The 20,814-nt window shown below is 73.6% G+C and carries 18 protein-coding genes and 1 riboswitch; of the genes, 8 read left to right on the top strand and 10 right to left on the bottom strand.

Going from position 1 to position 20,814, the window contains the following annotated elements; all coding sequences use genetic code 11:
- Positions 1-99 precede the first annotated feature (99 nt).
- On the bottom strand, positions 100-1,290 hold the full coding sequence (locus ACIPSC_RS21200; protein ID WP_400827483.1) for a PRC and DUF2382 domain-containing protein: 1,191 nt from the start codon (positions 1,288-1,290) through the stop codon (positions 100-102).
- A 224-nt stretch (positions 1,291-1,514) separates the two neighbouring features.
- Positions 1,515-1,618, top strand: a riboswitch (glycine riboswitch).
- Between the two features lie 237 nt (positions 1,619-1,855).
- Between ACIPSC_RS21200 and gcvP the strand changes: the two genes are divergently transcribed.
- Positions 1,856-4,756: an aminomethyl-transferring glycine dehydrogenase gene (gcvP, locus tag ACIPSC_RS21195; protein WP_400827482.1), complete on the top strand. Its 2,901-nt coding sequence runs from the start codon at positions 1,856-1,858 to the stop codon at positions 4,754-4,756.
- Positions 4,757-4,867: 111 nt separating this feature from the next.
- On the opposite strand, the gene ACIPSC_RS21190 is transcribed toward gcvP, so the two are convergent.
- Positions 4,868-5,059: a DUF5999 family protein gene (locus ACIPSC_RS21190; protein WP_238864564.1), complete on the bottom strand. Its 192-nt coding sequence runs from the start codon at positions 5,057-5,059 to the stop codon at positions 4,868-4,870.
- Between the two features lie 411 nt (positions 5,060-5,470).
- Complete coding sequence (locus ACIPSC_RS21185; protein ID WP_313766697.1) at positions 5,471-6,043, bottom strand: hypothetical protein; 573 nt, start codon at positions 6,041-6,043, stop codon at positions 5,471-5,473.
- Positions 6,044-6,408: 365 nt separating this feature from the next.
- Between ACIPSC_RS21185 and ACIPSC_RS21180 the strand changes: the two genes are divergently transcribed.
- Together ACIPSC_RS21180 and ACIPSC_RS21175 are read left to right on the top strand one after the other, a co-directional pair.
- Positions 6,409-7,914, top strand: a complete 1,506-nt coding sequence (locus ACIPSC_RS21180) for a glutamate--cysteine ligase (RefSeq protein ID WP_400827480.1) — start codon at positions 6,409-6,411, stop codon at positions 7,912-7,914.
- A 108-nt stretch (positions 7,915-8,022) separates the two neighbouring features.
- A complete protein-coding gene (locus ACIPSC_RS21175; protein WP_400827478.1) occupies positions 8,023-8,814 on the top strand; it encodes a CPBP family intramembrane glutamic endopeptidase in 792 nt (263 codons plus the stop codon).
- Here the strand turns inward: ACIPSC_RS21175 and ACIPSC_RS21170 are convergent.
- The 6 genes from ACIPSC_RS21170 to ACIPSC_RS21145 form a co-directional block, all read right to left on the bottom strand.
- On the bottom strand, positions 8,792-9,325 hold the full coding sequence (locus tag ACIPSC_RS21170; RefSeq protein WP_400827476.1) for an HAD domain-containing protein: 534 nt from the start codon (positions 9,323-9,325) through the stop codon (positions 8,792-8,794). The genes ACIPSC_RS21175 and ACIPSC_RS21170 overlap by 23 nt on opposite strands.
- Before the next feature lie 100 nt (positions 9,326-9,425).
- Complete coding sequence (locus tag ACIPSC_RS21165) at positions 9,426-10,721, bottom strand: MFS transporter (protein WP_400827475.1); 1,296 nt, start codon at positions 10,719-10,721, stop codon at positions 9,426-9,428.
- Positions 10,722-10,865: 144 nt separating this feature from the next.
- Positions 10,866-11,567, bottom strand: coding sequence for a dienelactone hydrolase family protein (locus ACIPSC_RS21160; protein WP_400827474.1), 702 nt, complete (start codon positions 11,565-11,567; stop codon positions 10,866-10,868).
- Between the two features lie 114 nt (positions 11,568-11,681).
- The gene (locus ACIPSC_RS21155; RefSeq protein WP_400827473.1) at positions 11,682-13,094 is read right to left on the bottom strand and encodes a sugar porter family MFS transporter; all 1,413 of its coding nucleotides are present in this window, start codon (positions 13,092-13,094) and stop codon (positions 11,682-11,684) included.
- A 117-nt stretch (positions 13,095-13,211) separates the two neighbouring features.
- Complete coding sequence (locus ACIPSC_RS21150) at positions 13,212-13,868, bottom strand: FMN-binding negative transcriptional regulator (RefSeq protein ID WP_400827472.1); 657 nt, start codon at positions 13,866-13,868, stop codon at positions 13,212-13,214.
- 12 nt (positions 13,869-13,880) lie between these two features.
- Complete coding sequence (locus ACIPSC_RS21145; protein ID WP_400827470.1) at positions 13,881-14,543, bottom strand: pyridoxamine 5'-phosphate oxidase family protein; 663 nt, start codon at positions 14,541-14,543, stop codon at positions 13,881-13,883.
- 34 nt (positions 14,544-14,577) lie between these two features.
- Between ACIPSC_RS21145 and ACIPSC_RS21140 the strand changes: the two genes are divergently transcribed.
- Both ACIPSC_RS21140 and ACIPSC_RS21135 read left to right on the top strand, forming a co-directional pair.
- Positions 14,578-15,915: an aminotransferase class I/II-fold pyridoxal phosphate-dependent enzyme gene (locus ACIPSC_RS21140; protein WP_400827468.1), complete on the top strand. Its 1,338-nt coding sequence runs from the start codon at positions 14,578-14,580 to the stop codon at positions 15,913-15,915.
- A gap of 156 nt (positions 15,916-16,071) precedes the next feature.
- Positions 16,072-17,262: a GDSL-type esterase/lipase family protein gene (locus tag ACIPSC_RS21135; RefSeq protein WP_400827466.1), complete on the top strand. Its 1,191-nt coding sequence runs from the start codon at positions 16,072-16,074 to the stop codon at positions 17,260-17,262.
- A 108-nt stretch (positions 17,263-17,370) separates the two neighbouring features.
- On the opposite strand, the gene ACIPSC_RS21130 is transcribed toward ACIPSC_RS21135, so the two are convergent.
- On the bottom strand, positions 17,371-18,729 hold the full coding sequence (locus tag ACIPSC_RS21130; RefSeq protein ID WP_400827465.1) for an NAD(P)/FAD-dependent oxidoreductase: 1,359 nt from the start codon (positions 18,727-18,729) through the stop codon (positions 17,371-17,373).
- A gap of 300 nt (positions 18,730-19,029) precedes the next feature.
- Between ACIPSC_RS21130 and ACIPSC_RS21125 the strand changes: the two genes are divergently transcribed.
- The 3 genes from ACIPSC_RS21125 to ACIPSC_RS21115 all read left to right on the top strand — a co-directional run bounded on the left by ACIPSC_RS21125 (position 19,030) and on the right by ACIPSC_RS21115 (position 20,796).
- Positions 19,030-19,785 (top strand): HipA family kinase, encoded by a 756-nt coding sequence (locus ACIPSC_RS21125; RefSeq protein ID WP_400827464.1) that lies wholly within the window; start codon positions 19,030-19,032, stop codon positions 19,783-19,785.
- Positions 19,782-20,198 carry a DUF3037 domain-containing protein gene (locus ACIPSC_RS21120; RefSeq protein ID WP_400827462.1) on the top strand — a complete coding sequence of 139 codons (417 nt, stop codon included), beginning with the start codon at positions 19,782-19,784 and terminating at the stop codon, positions 20,196-20,198. Before ACIPSC_RS21125 ends, ACIPSC_RS21120 begins: the two co-directional genes overlap by 4 nt.
- Before the next feature lie 142 nt (positions 20,199-20,340).
- Entirely contained in the window at positions 20,341-20,796 is a 456-nt protein-coding gene (locus ACIPSC_RS21115; protein WP_400827461.1) for a MarR family winged helix-turn-helix transcriptional regulator, read from the top strand.
- Positions 20,797-20,814: the final 18 nt, after the last annotated feature.

Here is a 20,814-nt window from a genome sequence, read left to right as displayed (position 1 = left end):
TACTTCATTGTGTCAAATATCGATCGGTGAAGCTTTGGCAAAGTCGAAGGACCCCGGGCGGGGCCGGGGTCCTTCGGGCGGAGTGGGGAGGAGGAGAGGTCAGGCCAGCGGCCTGAGGGGGGCCGGGTGGGACGAGGCATTGGGCGACGAGTGCTCGGCCGAGGCCGAGGGAGGCGACCCGGGGGCGGCGGAGTGGCCGGAGCTCGCGTGGTTGGAGCCCGAATGGTCGGAGGCAGAGCGGTCGGAGGCGGCGGAGACGGTGTCGTCGTGCACCTCGACCTGCTCGCGGCGCAGCTCGTCCCGGACCACCTCCTCGGCGGTGTACCGCTCGACCACCAGGCGCACCCGCTCGATCGGGGCCAGGTACTTGCGGACCACCGGCCGCTCCTCGCGGAGCGTCACCTCCTCCACCGCCTCGGTGATCTCCTTGTCGCTGAGCGCGGCCCGCTCCGCCTCGCCGACCGGCATCCGCTCGACCCGGACCCGCTCGCGCACCACCGGCACCCGGCGCTCGACCGGTTCGCTGGTGACGTACTTGCGCAGCTTCGCGGTACCGAGCACGTGCCACTCGGTGGTGATGTCCAGCCGCTCCTCGCGGCAAGTGATCTCCAGAGGAGCGGCGGGGGCCGTCGTGTCCGGGGTGGCCGTCGTCGCCGCGACGGGCACCGCCGGGGCGGTCGGGACCGAGACCTGCGGACGCGGCTCGGGGGTCGCCGGTGTCGCCGGGGCGGCGGCCGGTGCGGTGCTGTCGAGGGTCCGCACGTGGGCCTCCGTGGCAGGTTCGGACGGCTTGCCGAGGTCGGCCGCCGGGGTGGTGTGGTGGGCGGGGGCGGCCGTGTCGGCCGAGTGGAAGGCGGACGGCTTGGTGGCGGCCGCGGCGGTACCGGCAGCCGCGGCCGTGCCGGCGGGCACGGTGCCGAAGTCCAGGTCGGCGGGCTGCGAGCCGGAGCCCGCCCCGTTCGACGGGGTGCCGTCCACCGCGGTGTCCAGCCCGTAGTAGCGGTACAGCTGGAGCTCCTGGGCGGGCGACAGGTGCTGGCCCACACCGAAGTCGGGTGACTCCTTCACCAGCGACTTGTCGTACGGCACCCTCAGCTCGTCGCCGGCGAACTCGCTCGTGGTCAGGGGGACGAAGGCGTCCCGGCCGAAGATGCCGGTCCGGACGGCGGCCCACTCGGGCTGCCCGGTGGCGTCGTCCAGGTACACCTCGTCGACCGTGCCGATCTTGTCTCCGTTGCGGTCGACCGCCTTGTGGCCGATGAGGTCCCGGGGGTCGATATCGGTCTGCACTCTTTCCTCCCGTGCGCTGCGCCTGCGGAACTCCCGCAGGCCGACGGCCGGCCCGCCCGTCCGACACCGCCACTTCACACCAAAAGCCATGAACCGGACGCCCGCGACCGGGGAGCCGCCGGACGGGCCCCGCGCTGCTCCGTACGGGTCACCCGTGCGGCGGTCGAGTGACCCGGCACACCCGTGATCGAACCGCCTCCCGCTGGTACCCTGGGCGCGACCGCCGAGCCCGCTCGGGAGAGTCCCCGACGTCGGAAAACGCTGGTCGGGGCGCCGAAGGAGCAACTCCTCCCCGGAATCTCTCAGGCATCCGTACCGTGTGGGATAGGTCACTCTGGAAAGCAGGGCAGGACTGCCGGCGAGGGAGCCGGTGGCGACCACCCTCACCGACGGTGCAAGCCGACGGGTCGCCCCCGCGCCCCGTGCGGGCGAAGCTCTCAGGTCCCGATGACAGAGGGGGAGGCCTGTCGGGTTCGTCCGTCGGGCCGAACCGCTGTTGTCCGCAGCGGCGAAGCCGCCCGGCGTGCGTACCCCCGCCGGTCCGTGACCAGGAGGCCTCGACCACATGAACGCCCAGCCGAACGCGGGACGCCCCACCAGCGCCTCGACCCTCACCGAACTTGAGCTGGCCAGCCCCTTCGAGAACCGCCACATCGGCCCCGACGCCGCCGCGCAGGAGAAGATGCTGGCGCAGGTCGGCTACGGCTCGCTGGACGAGCTCGCCGCCACCGCCGTGCCCGAGGCGATCCGCTCCATCACCGGCCTGGACCTGCCCGCCGGCCGCAGCGAGGCCCAGGTCCTGGCCGAGCTGCGCGAGCTGGCCGGCCGCAACCAGGTGCTCCAGCCGATGATCGGTCTGGGCTACTACGGCACCTTCACCCCGCCGGTGATCCTGCGCAACGTCCTGGAGAACCCGGCCTGGTACACCGCGTACACGCCGTACCAGCCGGAGATCTCGCAGGGCCGCCTGGAGGCGCTGCTCAACTTCCAGACCCTGGTCTCCGACCTGACCGGCCTGCCCACCTCCGGCTCCTCGCTGCTGGACGAGGGCACCGCGGCCGCCGAGGCGATGGCCCTGGCCCGCCGCGTCACCAAGGTCAAGGGCGGCGTCTTCCTGGTCGACGCCGAGACCCTGCCGCAGACCATCGCGGTGATCAACACCCGCGCCGTGCCGACCGGTGTCGAGGTCGTCGTCGCCGACCTGTCCGAGGGCATCCCGGCCGAGGTCGCCGAGCGCGGCGTCTTCGGCGTGCTGCTGCAGTACCCGGGCGCCACCGGTGTGGTCCGCGACCTCACCGCCGTCATCGAGCAGGCGCACGGCCTCGGCGCGATCGTCGCCGTCGCCGCCGACCTGCTGGCGCTGACCCTGCTGAAGTCCCCGGGCTCGCTGGGCGCCGACATCGCCTGCGGCACCTCGCAGCGCTTCGGCGTGCCGATGGGCTTCGGCGGCCCGCACGCCGGCTACCTCTCGGTCCGCGCCGAGTACGCCCGTTCGCTCCCGGGCCGCCTGGTCGGCGTCTCGGTCGACGCCGACGGCAACCGCGCCTACCGCCTGGCGCTGCAGACCCGTGAGCAGCACATCCGCCGGGAGAAGGCCACCAGCAACATCTGCACCGCCCAGGTGCTGCTGGCCGTGATGGCCTCGATGTACGCCGTCTACCACGGCCCGGACGGCCTGGCCGACATCGCCCGCCGCACCCACCGCTACGCCGCCGCCCTCGCCGAGGGCCTGCGGGCCGGCGGCGTCGAGCTGCTGCACGGCGAGTTCTTCGACACCGTGACCGCGGTCGTCCCCGGCCGCGCCGCCGAGATCGCCGCTGCCGCGCGCGCCAACGGCATCAACGTCCACCAGGACGGCGAGGACCGGATCTCGGTCTCCGCCGACGAGACCACCACCCGCGAGCACCTGGCGGGCGTCTGGGCCGCGTTCGGCGTCGAGGGCGTGGAGGTCGCGGAGAGCGCCGACGCGCTGCCGGCCGCGCTGCTGCGCGAGGACGAGTACCTGACCCACCCGGTCTTCCACAGCCACCGCTCCGAGACCGCCATGCTGCGCTACCTGCGCCGCCTGTCGGACCGCGACTACGCGCTGGACCGCGGCATGATCCCGCTGGGCTCCTGCACCATGAAGCTCAACGCGACCACCGAGATGGAGCCGGTGACCTGGCCGGAGTTCGGCCAGCTGCACCCGTTCGCGCCGATCGACCAGGCGCAGGGCTTCCTGACCCTGATCCGCCAGCTGGAGCAGCAGCTGGTCGAGGTGACCGGCTACGACGCCGTGTCGATCCAGCCGAACGCCGGCTCCCAGGGCGAGCTGGCCGGCCTGCTGGCCGTCCGCGCCTACCACCACGCCAACGGTGACACCCAGCGCGACGTCTGCCTGATCCCGTCCTCCGCGCACGGCACCAACGCCGCCTCCGCGGTGATGGCCGGTATGCGCGTGGTCGTGGTGAAGACCCTGGTCGACGGCGACGTCGACGTCGACGACCTCAAGGCCAAGATCGAGCAGCACCGGGACAGCCTCTCGGTGCTGATGGTCACCTACCCGTCCACCCACGGCGTGTACGAGACCCAGATCACCGAGATCTGCGGCATGGTGCACGAGGCCGGCGGCCAGGTGTACGTCGACGGCGCCAACCTCAACGCCCTGGTCGGCCTGGCCAAGCCGGGCAAGTTCGGCGCGGACGTCTCGCACCTGAACCTGCACAAGACCTTCTGCATCCCGCACGGCGGCGGCGGCCCGGGCGTCGGCCCGGTCGCGGTGCGCGCGCACCTCGCGCCGTACCTGCCCAACCACCCGCTGCAGGAGGAGGCCGGCCCGGCCACCGGCGTCGGCCCGATCTCGGCCGCGCCGTGGGGCTCGGCGGCGATCCTGCCGATCTCCTGGGCGTACGTCCGGCTGATGGGCGGCGAGGGCCTCAAGCGCGCCACCCAGGTGGCGGTGCTGAACGCCAACTACATCGCCAAGCGCCTGGCCCCGCACTTCCCGGTGCTCTACACCGGCCCCGGCGGCCTGGTCGCGCACGAGTGCATCATCGACCTGCGCCCGCTCACCAAGGAGACGGGCGTGACGGTGGACGACATCGCCAAGCGTCTGATCGACTACGGGTTCCACGCGCCGACGATGTCCTTCCCGGTGGCCGGCACCCTGATGATCGAGCCGACCGAGTCCGAGGACCTGTACGAGATCGACCGCTTCTGCGACGCGATGATCGAGATCCGCGCCGAGATCGAGAAGGTCGGCTCGGGCGAGTGGGCGGCGGACGACAACCCGCTGCGCAACGCCCCGCACACCGCCGCCGCGCTGGCCGGCGACTGGGCGCACGGCTACGGCCGCCAGGAGGCCGTCTTCCCGGCGGGCGTGAACCCGGCGGACAAGTACTGGCCGCCGGTCAGCCGGATCGACGGTGCGTACGGCGACCGCAACCTGGTCTGCTCCTGCCCGCCGCTGGACGAGTACGGCGTCTGACGTAGGACGGCGTCCGGTCCCGGACGGACGACGGCAGGGCCCCGGCGGAACGATCCGCCGGGGCCCTGCCCGTTGCTCCGTACGTGTGGCGGCTGCCCCCGCCGACGGCGGTCAGACCGCGTGGGCGACGGGACGGCGCGGGGCGATCACCCGGCCGTCGGGCAGCAGTTCTCCCGTGTCCTCGAACATCAGGACGCCGTTGCAGAGCAGGCTCCAGCCCTGCTCCGGGTGGCAGGCCACCGGCACGGCGGCCTCGCGGTCCTCGGACTCGGCCGTTGGGCACTCAGGACGGTGCTGGCACATACGCGTACCCTCGCTTCGCTCTGCGATCCTCCCCGTGATGCGGCGCCCTCAGGTGGCCGTCGGGAGCCGCCGCGGTAGTCGGATCCTGTCCGGCGCCGGAGCAGGTGTGGACCGGCGCTCAAGTGGGTAGGACAGGTGGTCCTTCCACGCTGGTTCCCAGTGTCGGCATCCCGGGACGCTCGCGCAGCAATTCGGTGACATGGGCCACAACCGGCGGGCATAGATCACCCGTTCAGGTGGCTTCGGCCGGAAATCGCGCCCGGACGGGCCATCCGGCGACTGGCCCGGGAGGGCCATGCCCGATGGCCCGTCCGGGTGGGGCGGGCGACACGAGTGACGGGGGTGACGGGTGGCGGGGGTGTCGACCGGGGCGCCCGGGGCGGGGGACGCCCGGGCCGGCCCGGCGCCGGCTCAGGGGGAGCCGAGCAGCAGCGGGCGGCCGAGCGGCGCCCGGGCCAGGACCGGGAGCAGGTCGGCGGCCGGGTAGGCGCGGTGCGCGGTGACCCCGAGCGGGGCCGGCGCCAGCGGGATCAGCAGGTCCCCCTCCGGCCCGCCGTCCGGGCCGTGCAGCCAGAGCGCCGTCGCGTACTGCCCCGGGAAGGTCAGCAGCCGGGGCTGCCGGCGGGCCCGGGAGGTCTGGGCGAGCTGCCAGGCCTGGCGCAGCGCCCGCACCGTGGAGTCCAGGTACGGGCCGGCGGTGAAGTGGGAGAAGGTGTGGCCCTCGACGCCCTGCACCACCTCGGCCGCGGCGGCCACCTCCGCCCCGTCCTTGATCAGGAAGCGCCAGCCCGTGCGCCGGGCGGCGGCGAGCTCGGGGCGCGGCCCGTCCAGGACGTGGACCGCGAGCGGATGCGCAGGCAGCAGCGGGCCGGCCGGATGGCGCAGCGCGGCGGCGGCGGGCTGGCGCAGCGCGGTCTCCGAGTCGAGCGCGGCGAGGACCGCGCGCAGGGCGCTGGGCGGGGGCTGGGGGGTCTGCAGAGTCATGGCGGGGTCGCCTCTCCGTGCGAGATCGGCGTGCGAGTGCGGCATACCGGCGGGGCGCGGTGTGCGTCGGTGACGGGACCTGGCCGTGTCCGGTTGTGCATGATCGCGGTGCGGGCGCGGACGCTTCCGTCGACGAGGGTTTCGGAGCGGGAGCGGGCCGGCCTGGGCGCAGTGCGAATTCTATCGAACAGGTGCGCAGGGTGACCTGTTTATCACAGGCCGTGGCGCCGGGCAAGTCGGCAGATGTGCTGAAAGACCATCAGTTTCCTTGCTTTGCAAGCCGTTCGAAGCAATCGGGTATCGATCTTCGGGGTGGGCATGATGCTTGCACGGTCGCTCGGCCGGGCGGCTCTGAGGAGGGGATCATGGGCGAGAAGGTCGTGGCGACGCGGGCGGACCTGTCGGACCGGCAGCTCTACCGCCGCAAGCTCCAGTCCTGTCTCGACGCACTCGGACGGATGCTCCGGGAGGAGCGCTTCGACCGCCCCCGGGCGGTGATGGGCCTGGAGATCGAGCTCAACCTGGCCGACGAGCAGGGCCTGCCGGTGATGAACAACGCCCAGGTGCTCAGTGCGATCGGCTCCAGCGACTTCCAGACCGAACTGGGCCAGTTCAACATCGAGGTCAACATCGCGCCGCACCGGCTCTGCGGCCACGTCTTCGAGGAACTGCGCGAGGAGATCGACACCGGGCTGCGCTACGCCGACCGGCGGGCCGCCGAGGCCGGGGCGCGGATCGTGATGGTGGGCATCCTGCCGACCCTGGAGCACGACCACACCGGGCTGGACGCGATGTCCCACAACCAGCGCTACAGCCTGCTCAGCGACCAGATCCTGGCCGCCCGCGGCGAGGACATCACGCTGGACATCGAGGGTGTCGAGCACCTCCAGCTGGAGTCGATCACCATGGTCGCCGAGGCCGCCGCGACCTCCCTGCAACTGCACCTCCAGGTCACCCCCGAGCGGTTCTCCTCGGTCTGGAACGCCGCCCAGGCGATCTGCGGCGTGCAGCTGGCTCTGGGCGCCAACTCGCCGTTCCTGTTCGGGCGCGAGCTGTGGCGGGAGACCAGGCCGGTGCTGTTCCAGCAGGCCTGTGACACCCGTTCGGCGGAGCTCAAGGCGCAGGGCGTGCGCCCGATCACCTGGTTCGGCGAGCGCTGGGTGGACTCGGCGTACGACCTGTTCGAGGAGAACCTGAAGTACTTCCCGGCGCTGCTGCCGATCTGCGACGACGAGGACCCGCTCAAGGTGCTCGCCTCCGGCGGCGTGCCGCGGCTCGCCGAGATGCGGCTGCACAACGGCACCATCTACCGGTGGAACCGGCCGGTGTACGACGTCAGCGGCGGGGTGCCGCACCTGCGGGTGGAGAACCGGGCGCTGCCGGCCGGGCCGACCGTCGCCGACACGCTGGCCAACGCGGCCTTCTACTACGGGCTGGTCCGGGTGCTGGCCGAGCAGTCCCGCCCGATCTGGACCAGGATGCCGTTCGACCGGGCCGACGAGAACTTCCGGCAGGCCGCGCGGTACGGCATCGACGCCGTCCTCCAGTGGCCGCGGCACGGCCGGGCCGGGCGCGGCGGCGGCCTGGCCACCGTCCCCGCCGTCGACCTGGTGCTGAACGAGCTGCTCCCGCTGGCCCACCAGGGTCTGGACGAGTGGGGCGTGGAGCCGGCGGACCGGGACCGCTACCTCGGCATCATCGAGCAGCGCTGCCTGCGCCGGGTCAACGGAGCCTCCTGGCAGAGCGCCACCTTCCACCGGCTGCGCGAGCAGTTCGGGATGGACCGGCCGGCCGCGCTGGCGGCGATGACCCGCCGGTACGTCGAGTACATGCGCGCCGGGGAGCCCGTCCACACCTGGCCGGTCGGCTAGGCCCTTGTCCGCGGGCGCTTGACCCGGCCCCGACGCCCTCCTGTGGAAGGATGACCGCTCCGGCGGTCGGCCGACGGCCGGAGCGATGCCGGACCGCTGGAGCACGCCGTGACCACCGCCTCGACCGAACAACCGGAGACCGCGAAGCCGACGCGCCGGCTGCTCGGAGTGGAGCTGCTGACCGTCCTCGGACTCTCGCTGGGAGCCAGCGGCATCGGCGCGCTGATCAGCTTCACCGGCTCGCTCACCGAGACGCTGAAGCTCGGCCAGCAGGTCGCGACCCTGAACGCCTCGCGCGCCCCCGGCCGCCCCTGGCTGGACCTCGCCTGGCAGCTCTACTACGTCGCCCGCGGGCTGATGCCGGTCGTCCTGGTCGGCTACCTGCTGGTGCGCGAGGGCACCTCGCTGAAGGTGCTCGGCTTCGACCTCGGCCAGAAGCTGCGCGACCTGGGCCGCGGCACCGTCGTCGCGGCCGCGATCGGCGGCTCCGGGCTGGCGCTCTACCTGCTCTCGCAGGCGGCCGGCTACAACCTGACGGTGGCGCCGTCCGGGCTGCCGGACGTCTGGTGGCGGATCCCGGTGCTGGTCGCCTCCGCCTGGCAGAACGCCATCCTGGAGGAGGTCGTCGTCCTCGGCTACCTGCTGCGCCGGCTCGGGCAGTTGGGCTGGTCGTGGCCGGCCGCGGTGGTGGCCAGCTCGGTGCTGCGCGGCTCGTACCACCTGTACCAGGGGGTCGGCGGGCTGGTCGGCAACATGGTGATGGGCGTGGTGTTCTGCCTGCTGTACCGGCGGTGGGGGCGGGTGATGCCGCTGGTGGTGGCGCACGCGCTGATCGACACCGTGGCCTTCGTCGGCTACGCCCTGCTGGCCGGGCACGTCAGCTGGCTGCCCACCGGCTGATCGCCGACCGGGCGAGGGCGGTACGCGGCGGGCGGGCGAGCAGCCGGTCGACGTGCCGGCGCTCCAGGCCCTGGCCGGGGTCGATCGGGAGCAGCAGGCGGTCTCGGCGGAACAGCGAGCCGCGGACCAGGCGGGGCGGGATCACGTCGTCGACCCAGGCGAACGGGCGGCCGCCCGCGTAGCGCAGCAGCGGGGCCCACTTGCGGGCGGAGAACAGCTCCATCAGTCGTAACCGCGGGTCGCCGGGCTGCGGGACGTAGCCGGTGAAGCGGACCACCGGGAGCGCGGGCAGGCCGATCGCCGGGGCGATGTGGGTGTTGGCCTCCTCCTCCCAGGTGGTGGCCCAGACCAGCTCGTAGCTCGCGGCGAGTTCGCGCAGCCACTCGCCGTGCCGGGCGGAGAGCAGGACGGTGTAGCCGAGCAGGGTGTGGGTGTCGAAGTCGCCGTCCGGGTCGGGACAGACCGGATTGAGCACGCCGTCGACGTCCAGGAACAGCAGTGGCTTCGGCATCGGGCCCCCCAGGTATCACTCCGTCGTTCACCTGGTCGGACGAGCGGCGCCCGCCGGCGGTTGCCCACCGGAGGGCGCCATGGCCGGTCGCGCCGGAGTGTCAGTGGTGGGCGCCGGCGGGTGCGACCGGTTCGGCCGCCTCGCCGGACTGCGCGGCCGGGGCGGCGGGGGTGCGCCGGGAGAGCCGGCGGACCTGCGGCTCCAGCAGCACGGCGGCGCTGAGCACCAGGGAGATCGCCGCACACGCCCAGAGCGCGCCCGAGAGGCCGAGGGCGTCGGCGGCCGGTCCCGCCAGTGCGGTGCCGAGCGGGGCCAGCGAGAGCGAGCCGAGCTCGTCGTAGGCGGCGACCCGGGAGAACGCCTCGGCCGGGATCTCCTGCTGGAGCGCGATCATCCAGTTGACGCCGAAGACGGTGACCCCGACGCCGGAGAGAAACATCGCCGCCGCCAGGACCGGCAGCGGGGCGGCCACCGCCAGGGCGAGCGCGGGCACGCCGAACAGGAAGACGCCCCAGTTGCCGACCAGCAGGATCCGGCGCGGATGCCAGCGGACCATCAGCAGGCCGGTGGAGACCAGGCCGATCCCGTAGGCCGCCATCGCCAGCCCCCAGGCCCGTGCCCCGCCGAGGTGCTGCTTGGCGACGATCGGCCCGTAGACCGCCTCGACGGCGCTCACACAGGCCACCAGCACGGAGAACTGGAGCACGATCACCCAGAGCCAGCGGCGGGAGGCGAACTCCTGCCAGCCGTCGCGCAGGTCGCGCAGCATGCCGCCGCCCCGGGCGGCGGTGAGCGGCTGGGTCTCCAGGAAGAAGCGCAGGGCGGCGGCGACCAGGAAGCAGCCGGCGTCCACGGCGAGCACCCAGCCGGGGCCGATCGCGGCGGTCAGTGCGCCGCCGAGCGCGGCGCCGCCGATCTGGGCGCCGTTGAGGCCCATCCGGAAGACCGAGAAGGCACGTGCGGCGTGCTCAGGGGCGACGCTCTCCAGGATCATGCCGCCGGCGGCGGGGGAGTAGAAGGCGTAGCCGGCGCCGCCGGCGGCGGAGAGCAGCAGCAGCTGCCAGAGCTCGGCCTCACCGGTGAGGACGAGGGCGGCGAGGGCCGCCTGGGCGACGGCGCTGAACAGGTTGGCGGCGACCATGATGTGGTGGCGCGGCAGCCGGTCGGCGAGGGCGCCGCCGAGCACCAGCAGCAGCACGGTGGGCAGCAGCCGGGCGGCCGTGACGTAGCCGACGTCGGCGGTGGAACCGCCGCCCTCCAGGACGGCGAACGCGGTGGCGATGGGGGCGCCCGCGTTGCCGAGCCCGCTGATCACGGTGGCGGCGGTCTGGATGCGGAAGTTGCGGCCGGCCCAGGCGAACCGGGGGGCGTGCGGGGGCGGGGGTGGGCTCTGCACCCCGTGACTATGCCGGGGCGGGTGCTCCGTGTCCATCCGATAACCGGACGATCCGGTGGTGAGGTGGCGGGCCCCCTGCAGCGTGGCAGCGCGGCGGCGCTCGGGCGGGAGTCGGGGATGGCCGGTCGGGCCGGTTCGGCGGGGTCAGCCGAGGTGGCCCCAGAGGAAGCTGAGGGTGCGCTGCCAGGCGATCCCGGCCTGTAGCGCGTCGTAGGTGCCGAGCAGGTTCTCGTCGTTCATGAAGGCGTGCCCGGCCGGGTAGAAGTGGACCTCCGGCCGGACGTCGGTGGCCTCGCCGATCCGGATCGCGGCCTCGTCGACAGCGGCCATCCGGATCGAGCGGTCGTGCTCGCCGAAGTGGCCGAGGACGTGGGCGGTGAGGCCCCGGTAGTCGAAGTCCGGGTCGGGCGGCAGCCCGTAGAACGGGACCACCGCGGCCACCCGGTCGCCCTCGGCGGCGGCCAGCAGCAGGGCGAAGCCGCCGCCCATGCAGAAGCCGACCACGCCGACCGCGTCGCCCACCACGCCGTCCAGCCCGAGCAGGAAGTCCACCGCGCCGCGCAGGTCCACCACCGCCCGCTCGACCGGCAGCTCGCGCTTGAGCCGGGCGGCCTCGGCGCTGTCATGGGTGGTGGCGCCGCCGAAGAGGTCGGGCGCGAGGACGGTGAAGCCCTCGGCGGCGAAGCGGTCGGCCATCGAGGCGACGTGCGAGGTGAGCCCCCACCACTCCTGCACGACCACCAGGCCGGGGCCGACGCCCTGCGGCGGGCGGGCCAAGTAGCCGTGGGCCTCGCGGCCGTTGCTCGGGAAGGTGACGTTCTGCCGGGAGCCGCCCTGGTCAGGCATGGCTTCCTCTCGGTGGGACGGGCCGCGCGCGGCGGCGTGGTCGGCGGGGCGCAGCGGGTGGGCCGGTCGGTGGACCGGCGGTCCGGCCGGGGGGGCCGGCGGCCGGTGGGTGGATCAGCCCATCTCCTCCAGGGCCCGGCCCTTGGTCTCCTTGATGCAGAAGGCCACGAAGGGGATGGAGAGCAGTGCGAAGAACGTGTAGATGACGTACGTCGCCGACAGGTTCCAGTCGGCGAGGTCGGGGAAGCTGACGGTGATCGCCCAGTTGGCGATCCACTGGGCCGAGGCCGCGACGGACAGTGCGAGCGCCCGGATCCGGTTGGGGAACATCTCGCCGAGCAGCACCCAGACCACCACGCCCCAGGAGAACGCGAAGCAGAACACGAAGACGTGCGCCGCGACCAGCGCGACGGTGGCGTACGTGTCGTCCAGGGTGGCGGTGTCGCCGGTGCCCACCCGGTAGGAGAAGGCCCAGGCCGCCGTGGCGAGGGACACCGCCATGCCGGCCGAGCCGGCCAGCGCCAGCGGCTTGCGGCCGATCCGGTCCACCAGCACCATCGCGACCACCGTGCCGATCACGTTGACGATCGAGGTGGAGAGGCTGATCAGCAGCGAGTTGGACTCGTTGATGCCGACGGACTGCCAGAGGAAGGACGAGTAGTAGAAGATCACGTTGATGCCGACGAACTGCTGGAACACCGAGGCGCCGATGCCGACCCAGACGATCGGCAGCAGGCCGAAGCGCCCGCCCAGGAGGTCCCGGGCGCGGGGCTTGTGGGCGGACTCCAGCACCGCGCGGATCTCGGCCACCCGAGCGTCGAGGTCGACCCCCTCGCCCTCCACCTCCAGCAGCACCTTGCGGGCCTGGGCCTCGCGGTGGTCGGCGATCAGGTAGCGCGGGGACTCCGGGATGGCCAGCGCCATCAGCCCGTAGACCACGGCGGGCACGGTCTCGACGCCGAGCATCCACTGCCAGGCCTGGATGCCGCCGAGGTGGCCGGTGGACTCGCCGCCGGCGGCCTGGTTGAGCGCCCAGTTGGCGAGCTGGGAGACGGTGATGCCGAGCACGATCGCCATCTGCTGGAACGAGGCGAGCCGCCCCCGGTAGGCGGTGGGCGCGACCTCGGCGATGTAGGTCGGGGCGATGACGGAGGCGATGCCGATCGCGACACCGCCCACCACCCGCCACAGCGCCAGCACTTGGACGGTGGGCGGGAACATCGAGCCGATCCCGCTGATCGCGAAGAGGGTGGCGGCCAGCAGCATCGTCCGGACCCGGCCGAGGTGGTCGGCGAGCCGGCCGGCGGCCACCGCGCCGGCCGCCGAGCCGAGCAGCGCGATCGCCACCACGAAGGCCGTCTCGCCGTTGCCGACGCCGAAGTGCTTCTGGATGCCCGTCACCGCGCCGTTGATCACCGCGCTGTCGTAGCCGAACAGGAAGCCGCCCATCGCGGCGGCCGCGGAGATGAACACCACGTGCCCGAGGTGCGCCTCGCCGGAGACCGGGTGACTTCGGGTTGTCGACACGGACGCTCCCCGAGTGGACGGGCCCCGTCGGCGCGGCCGAGTGGGCAGGATTCGTCTCACATTCGATCAGCGTCGGCCCGGATCCGCCCGATTTCCGGCCGTTCGGGTGAGCGTGTGTCAGGGGCGCCGCTCGGCCGCACCCCCGGAAGTGCGCCCCGCGCGCCGGGCGCTGCGGCGGAGCACCTGGCCGCGGACGGCGGCGTCCAGGCCCTGCCCGCGTTCGGCCAGGCGCTGCGCGAGGGCGTACTGCTCGTCGGCGGGCTTCTTGTCGTCGTACTTGAACTTGGCGCGCACCTCGCGGACCGTCAGCCGCAGTCCGCACAGGCCCGGCAGCTGCCGGCCGAGCGGGCCCTCACCGGGGACGACGCGGACGTCCGGGGTCTCCGGCTGGAAGTGCGCCAGCTGGCGGTTGAGGATCTCCGCCTTGCCGGCCGCGTCCTCGACCGGCTCGGCGGTGCAGTGGAAGTGCACCGAGGCGTAGAAGCTGGTCGGGGTGCCGGGTTCGCCGCGCCAGTGCCCGGGCGCGAACGCGTAGTCGTCGGTGACGGCGAGGGTGACCGCCGGGTCGGCGCGGACCGCGGCGAGCAGCGGGTTGGGCGCGGCGAGGTGGAGCAGGATCTCGCCGCGCCCGGCGTCCAGCAGGAAGTGCGTCGGGACCAGTACCGGACCCTCGCCGGGCGGGCCGTTGGCGGCGAGCAGGCCGAAGTCGCGGCCCTCGGCGAGCCACGCCCGCCACTCGGCCTCGTCGCCGCGGTCCCAGGAGCGGATCAGCATCGCGGGCGCCTGTCAGCCGAGGAGGGCGCGCAGGTGCGCGGGGAGCGGGACGGTGGTCGAGGTGTGCGGTGCGGGCGTGCCCAGCACGGTGGACACCGGCACCACGCCGGCCCAGTACGGGAGGTCGAGGTCGGCCTCGTCGTCGTCGGCGCCGTCGTCCCGGGTCTTGGCGGACACCTCGTCGAGGACCAGGCGGACGACGGCGGTGGCGGCGAGCTCCTTGGCGTTGGCCGGGCGGACCTCGGCGGAGCGGCCGGGGACGGCCTGGTCCACCAGCGCGTCCAGCGCGACCGAGAGCTCCTCGGGGTCGGTGACCTGGTGGGCCGTGCCGTGGGCGACCACCGAGCGGAAGTTGACCGAGTGGTTGAACGCGGACTTGGTCAGCACCAGGCCGTCGACGAGCGTGACGGTGACGCAGACCGCCAGGCCCTGCTCGCCCTTGGCGCCGCGCATCGGGCGGCTGCCGGTGGAGCCGTGGATGTAGAGGCGGTCGCCGACCCGCGCGTAGATGGTCGGCAGCACGACCGGGGCGCCGTCGGCCATGAAGCCGAGGTGACAGAGCCAGGTGCTGTCCAGGACGGCGTGGATGGCGTCCTGCTCCCAGGTCGCACGCTCCTTGTACCGGGTGGGGGTGGTCCGCGGGGTGCGGGCGTAGGACGCAGCGCCGTCTGACATGACAACCTCTATGTACTAGTGCATAATCTCTTTTGTGCTAGGAGACTATCCGATCAAGGGGCGGCGCGCCAGCGATATCGCGGCCGACGTCGAGCAGGGCGTCAGCAGCGGACGGCTCGCGCCGGGCACTGCACTGCCCCCGCTGCGCGACCTCGCCGCCGAACTCGGGGTCAACCCCAACACCGTGGCCGCCGCCTACCGCCTGCTCCGCGACCGGGGCGTGATCGAGACCGCCGGCCGCAAGGGCAGCCGGATCCGTTCCCGGCCCGCCCACACCCCGCGCGACCAGATCCGGCTGCCCGTCCCGCCGCACGCCCGCGACCTCTCCCACGGCAACCCCGACCTCGGTCAGCTGCCCGACCTCGCCCCGGCCCTCGCGGTCGCCGCCGAGGCCGCCCGCCGCGACCCGGTGCGCTACGGGCACCCGTCCGCCGACCCCGGGCTGCTCGCCCTGGCCGCGGAGGGCTTCCGGTCCGACGGTCTGCCGGACGCTCCGATCGCCGTCGCCTCCGGCTCGCTCGACACCATCGAGCGGATCCTGCTCGCCTGGCTGCGCCCCGGCGACGCCGTCGCGGTGGAGGACCCGGGCTGGGGGAGTCTGCTCGACCTGCTGCCGGCCCTCGGTCTTCGTGCGGTGCCGGTGCGCCTGGACGACGCGGGGCCGCTGCCCGAGTCGCTCGACGAGGTGCTGGCCCGCGGTGTCCGCGCGGTCGTCGTCACCAGCCGGGCGCAGAACCCGACCGGCGCCGCCCTCACCGCCGAGCGCGCGCAGGAGCTGCGCGCCGTCCTGGCCGGCCACCCAGACGTGCTGCTGATCGAGGACGACCACGGCCACGGCATCGTCGACCAGCCGTACCACCCGCTGGTCGGCGCCGGGCCGGTGCGCTGGGCGGTGGTGCGCTCGGCGGCCAAGGCGTATGGGCCGGACCTGCGGCTGTCGGTCGCGGTCGGCGACCCGGACACGGTGGGCCGGGTGCTCGGGCGGCAGCGGCTCGGCGCGGGCTGGGTCAGCCACCTGCTGCAGCGGACCGTCGCGGAGCTGTGGCGCACCGATGCGGCGCCGGCCGCGCGGGTGGCGGCGGCCTACCGGGAGCGGCGGGACGCCCTGCTGGGCGAGCTGGCCGCGCGCGGGATCGAGGCGCACGGCGCGAGCGGGCTGAACGTGTGGGTGCCGGTGCCGGACGAGACCACGGCGCTCTCCGCGCTGGTGCAGCGCGGCTGGGTGGCGGCGCCCGGGGCGCGCTACCGGCTGCAGTCACCGCCTGGGATGCGGCTCACCGTCTCCGAGCTCGACCCCGCGGATGCCCGGCGGCTGGCCGACGATCTGGCGGCCGTCCTGGGAACGGACGGTGCCGTCTCGCGACTGATCTGAACCGCCCGGTAACACAACGAGAAACCTGCTGCAGATACCTAGCGGTAACAACCGCGGGCATGTCATCTTCATCGCGCCACCGGCCGGCGGCCCACCCTCACCTACGCGTCTCCCCCGTCCCCACACGCGGGTGGGACCGACAGCAGGAGTTCCGCCGTGCCCGAAAGAAGTTCGAGCATCACCCGCAGAACCACCCGCTTCACCCGGCGACTGGTCGCCGCCGTCCTCGCCCTCCCGCTGAGCGCCGTCGGCCTGGTGGTCGGCGCCGCCGCCCCGGCCCACGCCACCGCCGGGACGGGAACGACCGCCGGCGTCACCCTGGGCGACAGCTACATCTCCGGCGAGGCCGGCCGCTGGAAGGGCAACTCCATTGCCACCAGCGGGAGTCGGGCCGGTACCGACCGGTCCTGGACGGGCAGCGGCTACGACCCGGCGCGGATCTACGGCAGCACGTACGCGAGCGGGTGCGACCGCTCGGACGTCGCCGAGGTGCGCAGTGCCCCGACCGTCGCGCAGGCCCAGATCAACCTGGCCTGCTCCGGCGCGGTCGCAGCCAACGTCTACCGCGCCAGCAACGGCGGCCAGTCGTTCAAGGGCGAGGTCCCGCAGGCCGACCAGCTCGCCGCCGTGGCGGCCCAGTACAACGTCAAGGTGATCACGCTCTCGATCGGCGGCAACGACCTCGGCTTCTCCGACGTCATCGAGACCTGCGTGAAGGACTACCTGGTCTGGTACTCCTACTGCCACGACGACCAGCAGGCGGAGATCGACTCCCGGATGCCGGAGGCGATGGCCGGAGTCGGCAAGGCGCTGGACGAGATCCGGACGGTGATGACCGGCGCCGGCTACCGGGCCGGCGACTACCGGATCGTGCTGCAGTCCTACCCCTCGCCGATCCCGCGCAGCGCGGAGATGCGCTACTCGGAGAGCGGCTGGACCCGCTCCAACACCGGCGGCTGCCCGTTCTGGGACGGCGACGCCGACTGGGCCCGGGACTCGCTGGTGCCGCAGATCTCCCGCGAACTGGGCAAGGTGGCCGCCGCCAAGGGCGTCCAGTTCATGGACCTCTCCGACATGCTGCAGGGCCGCGAGGTCTGCTCCACGGCGACCCGCCAGGCCACCTCGACCTCCGCGCCCTCGGCCACCACCAGCGAGTGGGCCCGGTTCGTCGACGGCGGCCTGAGCAGCTCGCAGGGCACCGTCCAGGAGTCGATGCACCCCAACTACTACGGGCAGCAGGCGCTCGGGCAGTGCCTGACCCTGATGTACGCGCGGCCGAGCGGTGACTACGCGTGCCGCAACACGGCCGGACGGGACGCGAGCGGGATGTACCTGGCCGCCGAGTAGCCCGCCGGACGGCTTCCGGGCTCTCCAGGACGGCCCGGGCCCTCCCGGGCCAACGGCCGGTGCCCTGCCCCGCGGACCGTCGCGGGCAGGGCACCGGCCGTCCGGCGCTCAGCCCTTGGCGAGCAGCGCCTGGGCGTGCGCCCGGACCTGATCCTTCGTCAGATAGGCGTCGGTGTACTCGAAGTCGCGCAGCCGGGCGGGCTGGCGGGCCAGGAAGCCGGTGCGGACGAAGTCGTCGCCGGCGGCGGCGTTCAGCAGCCAGTTGGCGCCGACCCGGAACTTGGCGACGTTGGTGCGCATCGCCATCAGGTGGTAGCCGCGTGCCACCACCTGCGCCGGGACGCCGCGCAGCTCGACGCCGACCGGCTTGGACACCGCGTCCTTGCCGCCGAGGTCCACCACCAGGCCCAAGTCCTTGTGGTAGTAGGGCTCCAGGGGCTGACCGCGGAGGGCGGCGATCACGTTGTTCGCCACCACCCTGCCCTGGCGGGCGGAGTGCTGGGCGGTCGGCGGGCAGACCGCGCCGTCGCCCTTGGCGAGGTCCGGCACCGCGGCCGCGTCGCCGAGCGCGAAGACGCCCTCGAACTGGGGCACCCGCATCTCGGCGGTCACCGCGATCCGGCCGCGCACCGTCTCGGCGTCCAGGGTGCCGATCAGCGGGCTGGCCGCGACGCCGGCGGTCCAGATCAGGGTGCGGCAGGGGAGTACCCGGCCGTCGGTGAACTTGACCGACTCCGCCCCGACTTCGGCCACCGAGACGCCGAGCGAGACGTCGATGCCGCGCCCGCGCAGCACCTCCAGCGCGGCGGTGCCGAGCGCGTCGCCCAGCTCGGGCATGAGCTTGGGGGCGATGTCGATCAGGTGCCACTTGATCTGCCGGGCGTCCAGGCGCGGGTAGCGCAGGGCGGCGGCCGAGGTCAGCCGCTGCAGGCAGGCCGCCGTCTCGGTGCCGGCGTAGCCGCCGCCGACCACCACGAACTGCAGCCGGGACTCGCGCTCCCGCTGGTCCAACGTGGCCGAAGCGAGGTCGAGTTGGGCGATCACGTGGTCACGGACGTAGGTCGCCTCGGCGAGCGTCTTCATACCGCGCGCGTAGTCCGTCAGGCCGGGGATGTCGAAGGTACGGGTGACGCTGCCGGGCGCGAGCACCAGGTAGTCGTACCGCTGAGCGACCACCTCGTCGGTGATCTTGCGGACCACGCAGACCTTGGAGCGCGGGTCGACGCCGATCGCGCCGCCGGGGACGATGTGCGCGCGGCGCAGGGAGCGGCGCAGCGACACCGCGACCGACTGCGGGGTCAGCACTCCGGCCGCCACGTGCGGCAGCAGCGGCAGGTAGAGCTGATAGCTGAACGGCGTGACCAGCGAGATCTCCGCCTCCGAGGGCGAGAGCTTGCGCTCCAGCCGCCGGGCGCACTCCAGTCCGGCGAAGCCGCCGCCGACGATCAGGATCCGAGGTCGTTCCATCGCTCATCCCTTAGGTGCAGGTCGTACCGTGCAGGGTCCGAGGCTGTTACTGCCCGCCACACTCGCACGGAGCAGCGCGGGCTGCCACCGGGGCGGGGCTGATGGGCGGAGGGGCCGGGCCTGTGGGGCCGGTGGGGCCGGCCCGGTGGGGCCGGTGGGGCGCCCGGAGCGGCGGCCGTCGGCGGCGAGGAGCGGGGCGGTGCGGCGAGGTGCGGGCTCGGGGCGGGGCAGGAAGAAGGGGCAGCGGCAGGGTGGGCGGTCGGCGGGGCCGCCCGGACGGCAGCCCGATAGGCTGTCGGCGTGCTCCCCGAGGTGACGGCGGTCCGCTATGTGACGCCACTGCGAGAAGGCGGCTCGATGCCGGGCCTGGTCGAGGCCGACGACCGGCGGCTGTATGCGCTGAAGTGGGTCGGCGCGGCGCAGGGCCGCAAGGCACTGGTGGCGGAGGTGCTGGCCGGAGAGCTCGGCCGCCGGCTCGGGCTGCCGGTGCCGGAGCTGGTCACCGTCGACCTGGACCCGGTGCTCGCCCGCAGCGAGCCGGACCAGCAGATCCAGGACCAGATGCGGGCCAGCGGCGGCCTCAACCTCGGCATGGCGTTCGTCAGCGGCGCGCTCAACTTCGACCCGCTCTGCTTCGACGTGGACGCCGGCCTGGCCGGCCAGGTGCTCTGGTTCGACGCGCTGATCGGCAACGTCGACCGCTCCTGGCGCAACCCCAACCTGCTGGTGGCGACCGGCGGGCTGCGGCTGATCGACCACGGCGCCAGCCTGATCTTCCATCACCACTGGGCCGGCGCGGACGCCTGGATCCGCCGCCCGTACGACGCCTCCGACCACGCGCTGCTGGGCGCCGAGCCGGACCTGGCGGCCGCGGACAAGGCGCTGGCCCCGATCGCCGAGGCGGCGATCGGGGAGGCGGTGGCGCAGATCCCGGACGTCTGGCTGGAGGACGAGCCGGGCTTCGACTCGCCCGAGGCGGTGCGCGCCGCGTACCGCGCCCAGCTGACCGGGCGCCTGGCCGGTCCGCGCGACTGGCTGCCGGAGGTGGCCGCATGACCGAGCCCACGACCCCCGCGCCGTCGGCCACCGCCGAGCTGCACGACTACGAGTACGCGGTGATCCGGGCGGTGCCCCGGGTCGAGCGCGGCGAGTGCGTCAACGTCGGCGTGCTGCTGTACTGCCGGCAGAACGGGCACCTGGCCGCGCGCACCCACCTCGACCAGGCCCGGCTGCTGGCGCTGGACCCGGTGGCGGACGTCGCCGGGGTGCGGCGGGCCCTGCAGGGGGTCGAGGCGGTCTGCGCGGGCGGTGCGGCGGCCGGTCCGGCGGCGGGGGACAGCCCCGGGCAGCGGTTCCGCTGGCTGACGGCGCCGCGCAGTGCGGTGGTCCAGCCGGGCCCGGTGCACACCGGGCTGACCGCCGACCCGGAGACGGAGCTGCGCCGGCTCTTCGACCAACTGGTGCTCTGAGCCGGCGGCCGGTTGCCCCGCGTTCCTGGCCGGGGCCGGCTGTCGGCGCGCCGGCCGTGGGGGCGGGCCCGGCCGTGCCGCGACGGACCGTTGCCGTGGTCAAAGCTTGAGTTGCTTAAGCACTCCGCCGTACCCTTGCACCATGGGTTCGACAGCGACGACGACCGTACCGACCAACGCCGAGTTGATGGAGGCGCTGGCCGCCGTAGGCGCCGCCTACTTCCACGACTTCGCCGCGGCGGCGGCCCGGCACGGGCTCTCCTCCTCGCAGGCGAAGGCGCTCGGCGCGGTGCGGGAGCCGGTGCCGATGCGGGCGCTGGCCGGCCGGCTGGGCTGCGACGCCTCGAACGTGACCGGCATCGTCGACCGGCTGGAGTCACTGGGCCTGGCCAACCGCGAGGCGGCGGCGGGTGACCGACGGGTGAAGATCGTCGTGATCACCGAGCAGGGCCGGGAGATCCTGAACCTGATCCGCGGCGAGATGGCCCGCACCCACCAGGCCTTCGAGGCGATGAGCGACGAGCAGCGGGTGGCGCTGCACTCCATCTGCGCCCAGGTGCTCCCGGTTCTCACCGGCCGCTCGGCCGGGGTGCAGTAGCGAGGTGGTGCCGTAACG

It is taken from the genome of Kitasatospora sp. NPDC090091 (assembly GCF_044747365.1).
Taxonomy (GTDB): domain Bacteria; phylum Actinomycetota; class Actinomycetes; order Streptomycetales; family Streptomycetaceae; genus Kitasatospora.
The sequence above is the reverse complement of the archived record's forward strand: the minus strand, read 5'-3'. Positions and strand labels throughout refer to the sequence as shown.

Coding starts and splice junctions, on each gene's coding strand:
- gcvP (WP_400827482.1), top strand. CDS start 1,856: ATGAACGCCCAGCCGAACGCGGGACGCCCCACCAGCGCCTCGACCCTC.
- ACIPSC_RS21190 (WP_238864564.1), bottom strand. CDS start 5,059: ATGTGCCAGCACCGTCCTGAGTGCCCAACGGCCGAGTCCGAGGACCGC.
- ACIPSC_RS21185 (WP_313766697.1), bottom strand. CDS start 6,043: ATGACTCTGCAGACCCCCCAGCCCCCGCCCAGCGCCCTGCGCGCGGTC.
- ACIPSC_RS21180 (WP_400827480.1), top strand. CDS start 6,409: ATGGGCGAGAAGGTCGTGGCGACGCGGGCGGACCTGTCGGACCGGCAG.
- ACIPSC_RS21170 (WP_400827476.1), bottom strand. CDS start 9,325: ATGCCGAAGCCACTGCTGTTCCTGGACGTCGACGGCGTGCTCAATCCG.
- ACIPSC_RS21160 (WP_400827474.1), bottom strand. CDS start 11,567: ATGCCTGACCAGGGCGGCTCCCGGCAGAACGTCACCTTCCCGAGCAAC.
- ACIPSC_RS21150 (WP_400827472.1), bottom strand. CDS start 13,868: ATGCTGATCCGCTCCTGGGACCGCGGCGACGAGGCCGAGTGGCGGGCG.
- ACIPSC_RS21145 (WP_400827470.1), bottom strand. CDS start 14,543: ATGTCAGACGGCGCTGCGTCCTACGCCCGCACCCCGCGGACCACCCCC.
- ACIPSC_RS21130 (WP_400827465.1), bottom strand. CDS start 18,729: ATGGAACGACCTCGGATCCTGATCGTCGGCGGCGGCTTCGCCGGACTG.
- ACIPSC_RS21120 (WP_400827462.1), top strand. CDS start 19,782: ATGACCGAGCCCACGACCCCCGCGCCGTCGGCCACCGCCGAGCTGCAC.
- ACIPSC_RS21115 (WP_400827461.1), top strand. CDS start 20,341: ATGGGTTCGACAGCGACGACGACCGTACCGACCAACGCCGAGTTGATG.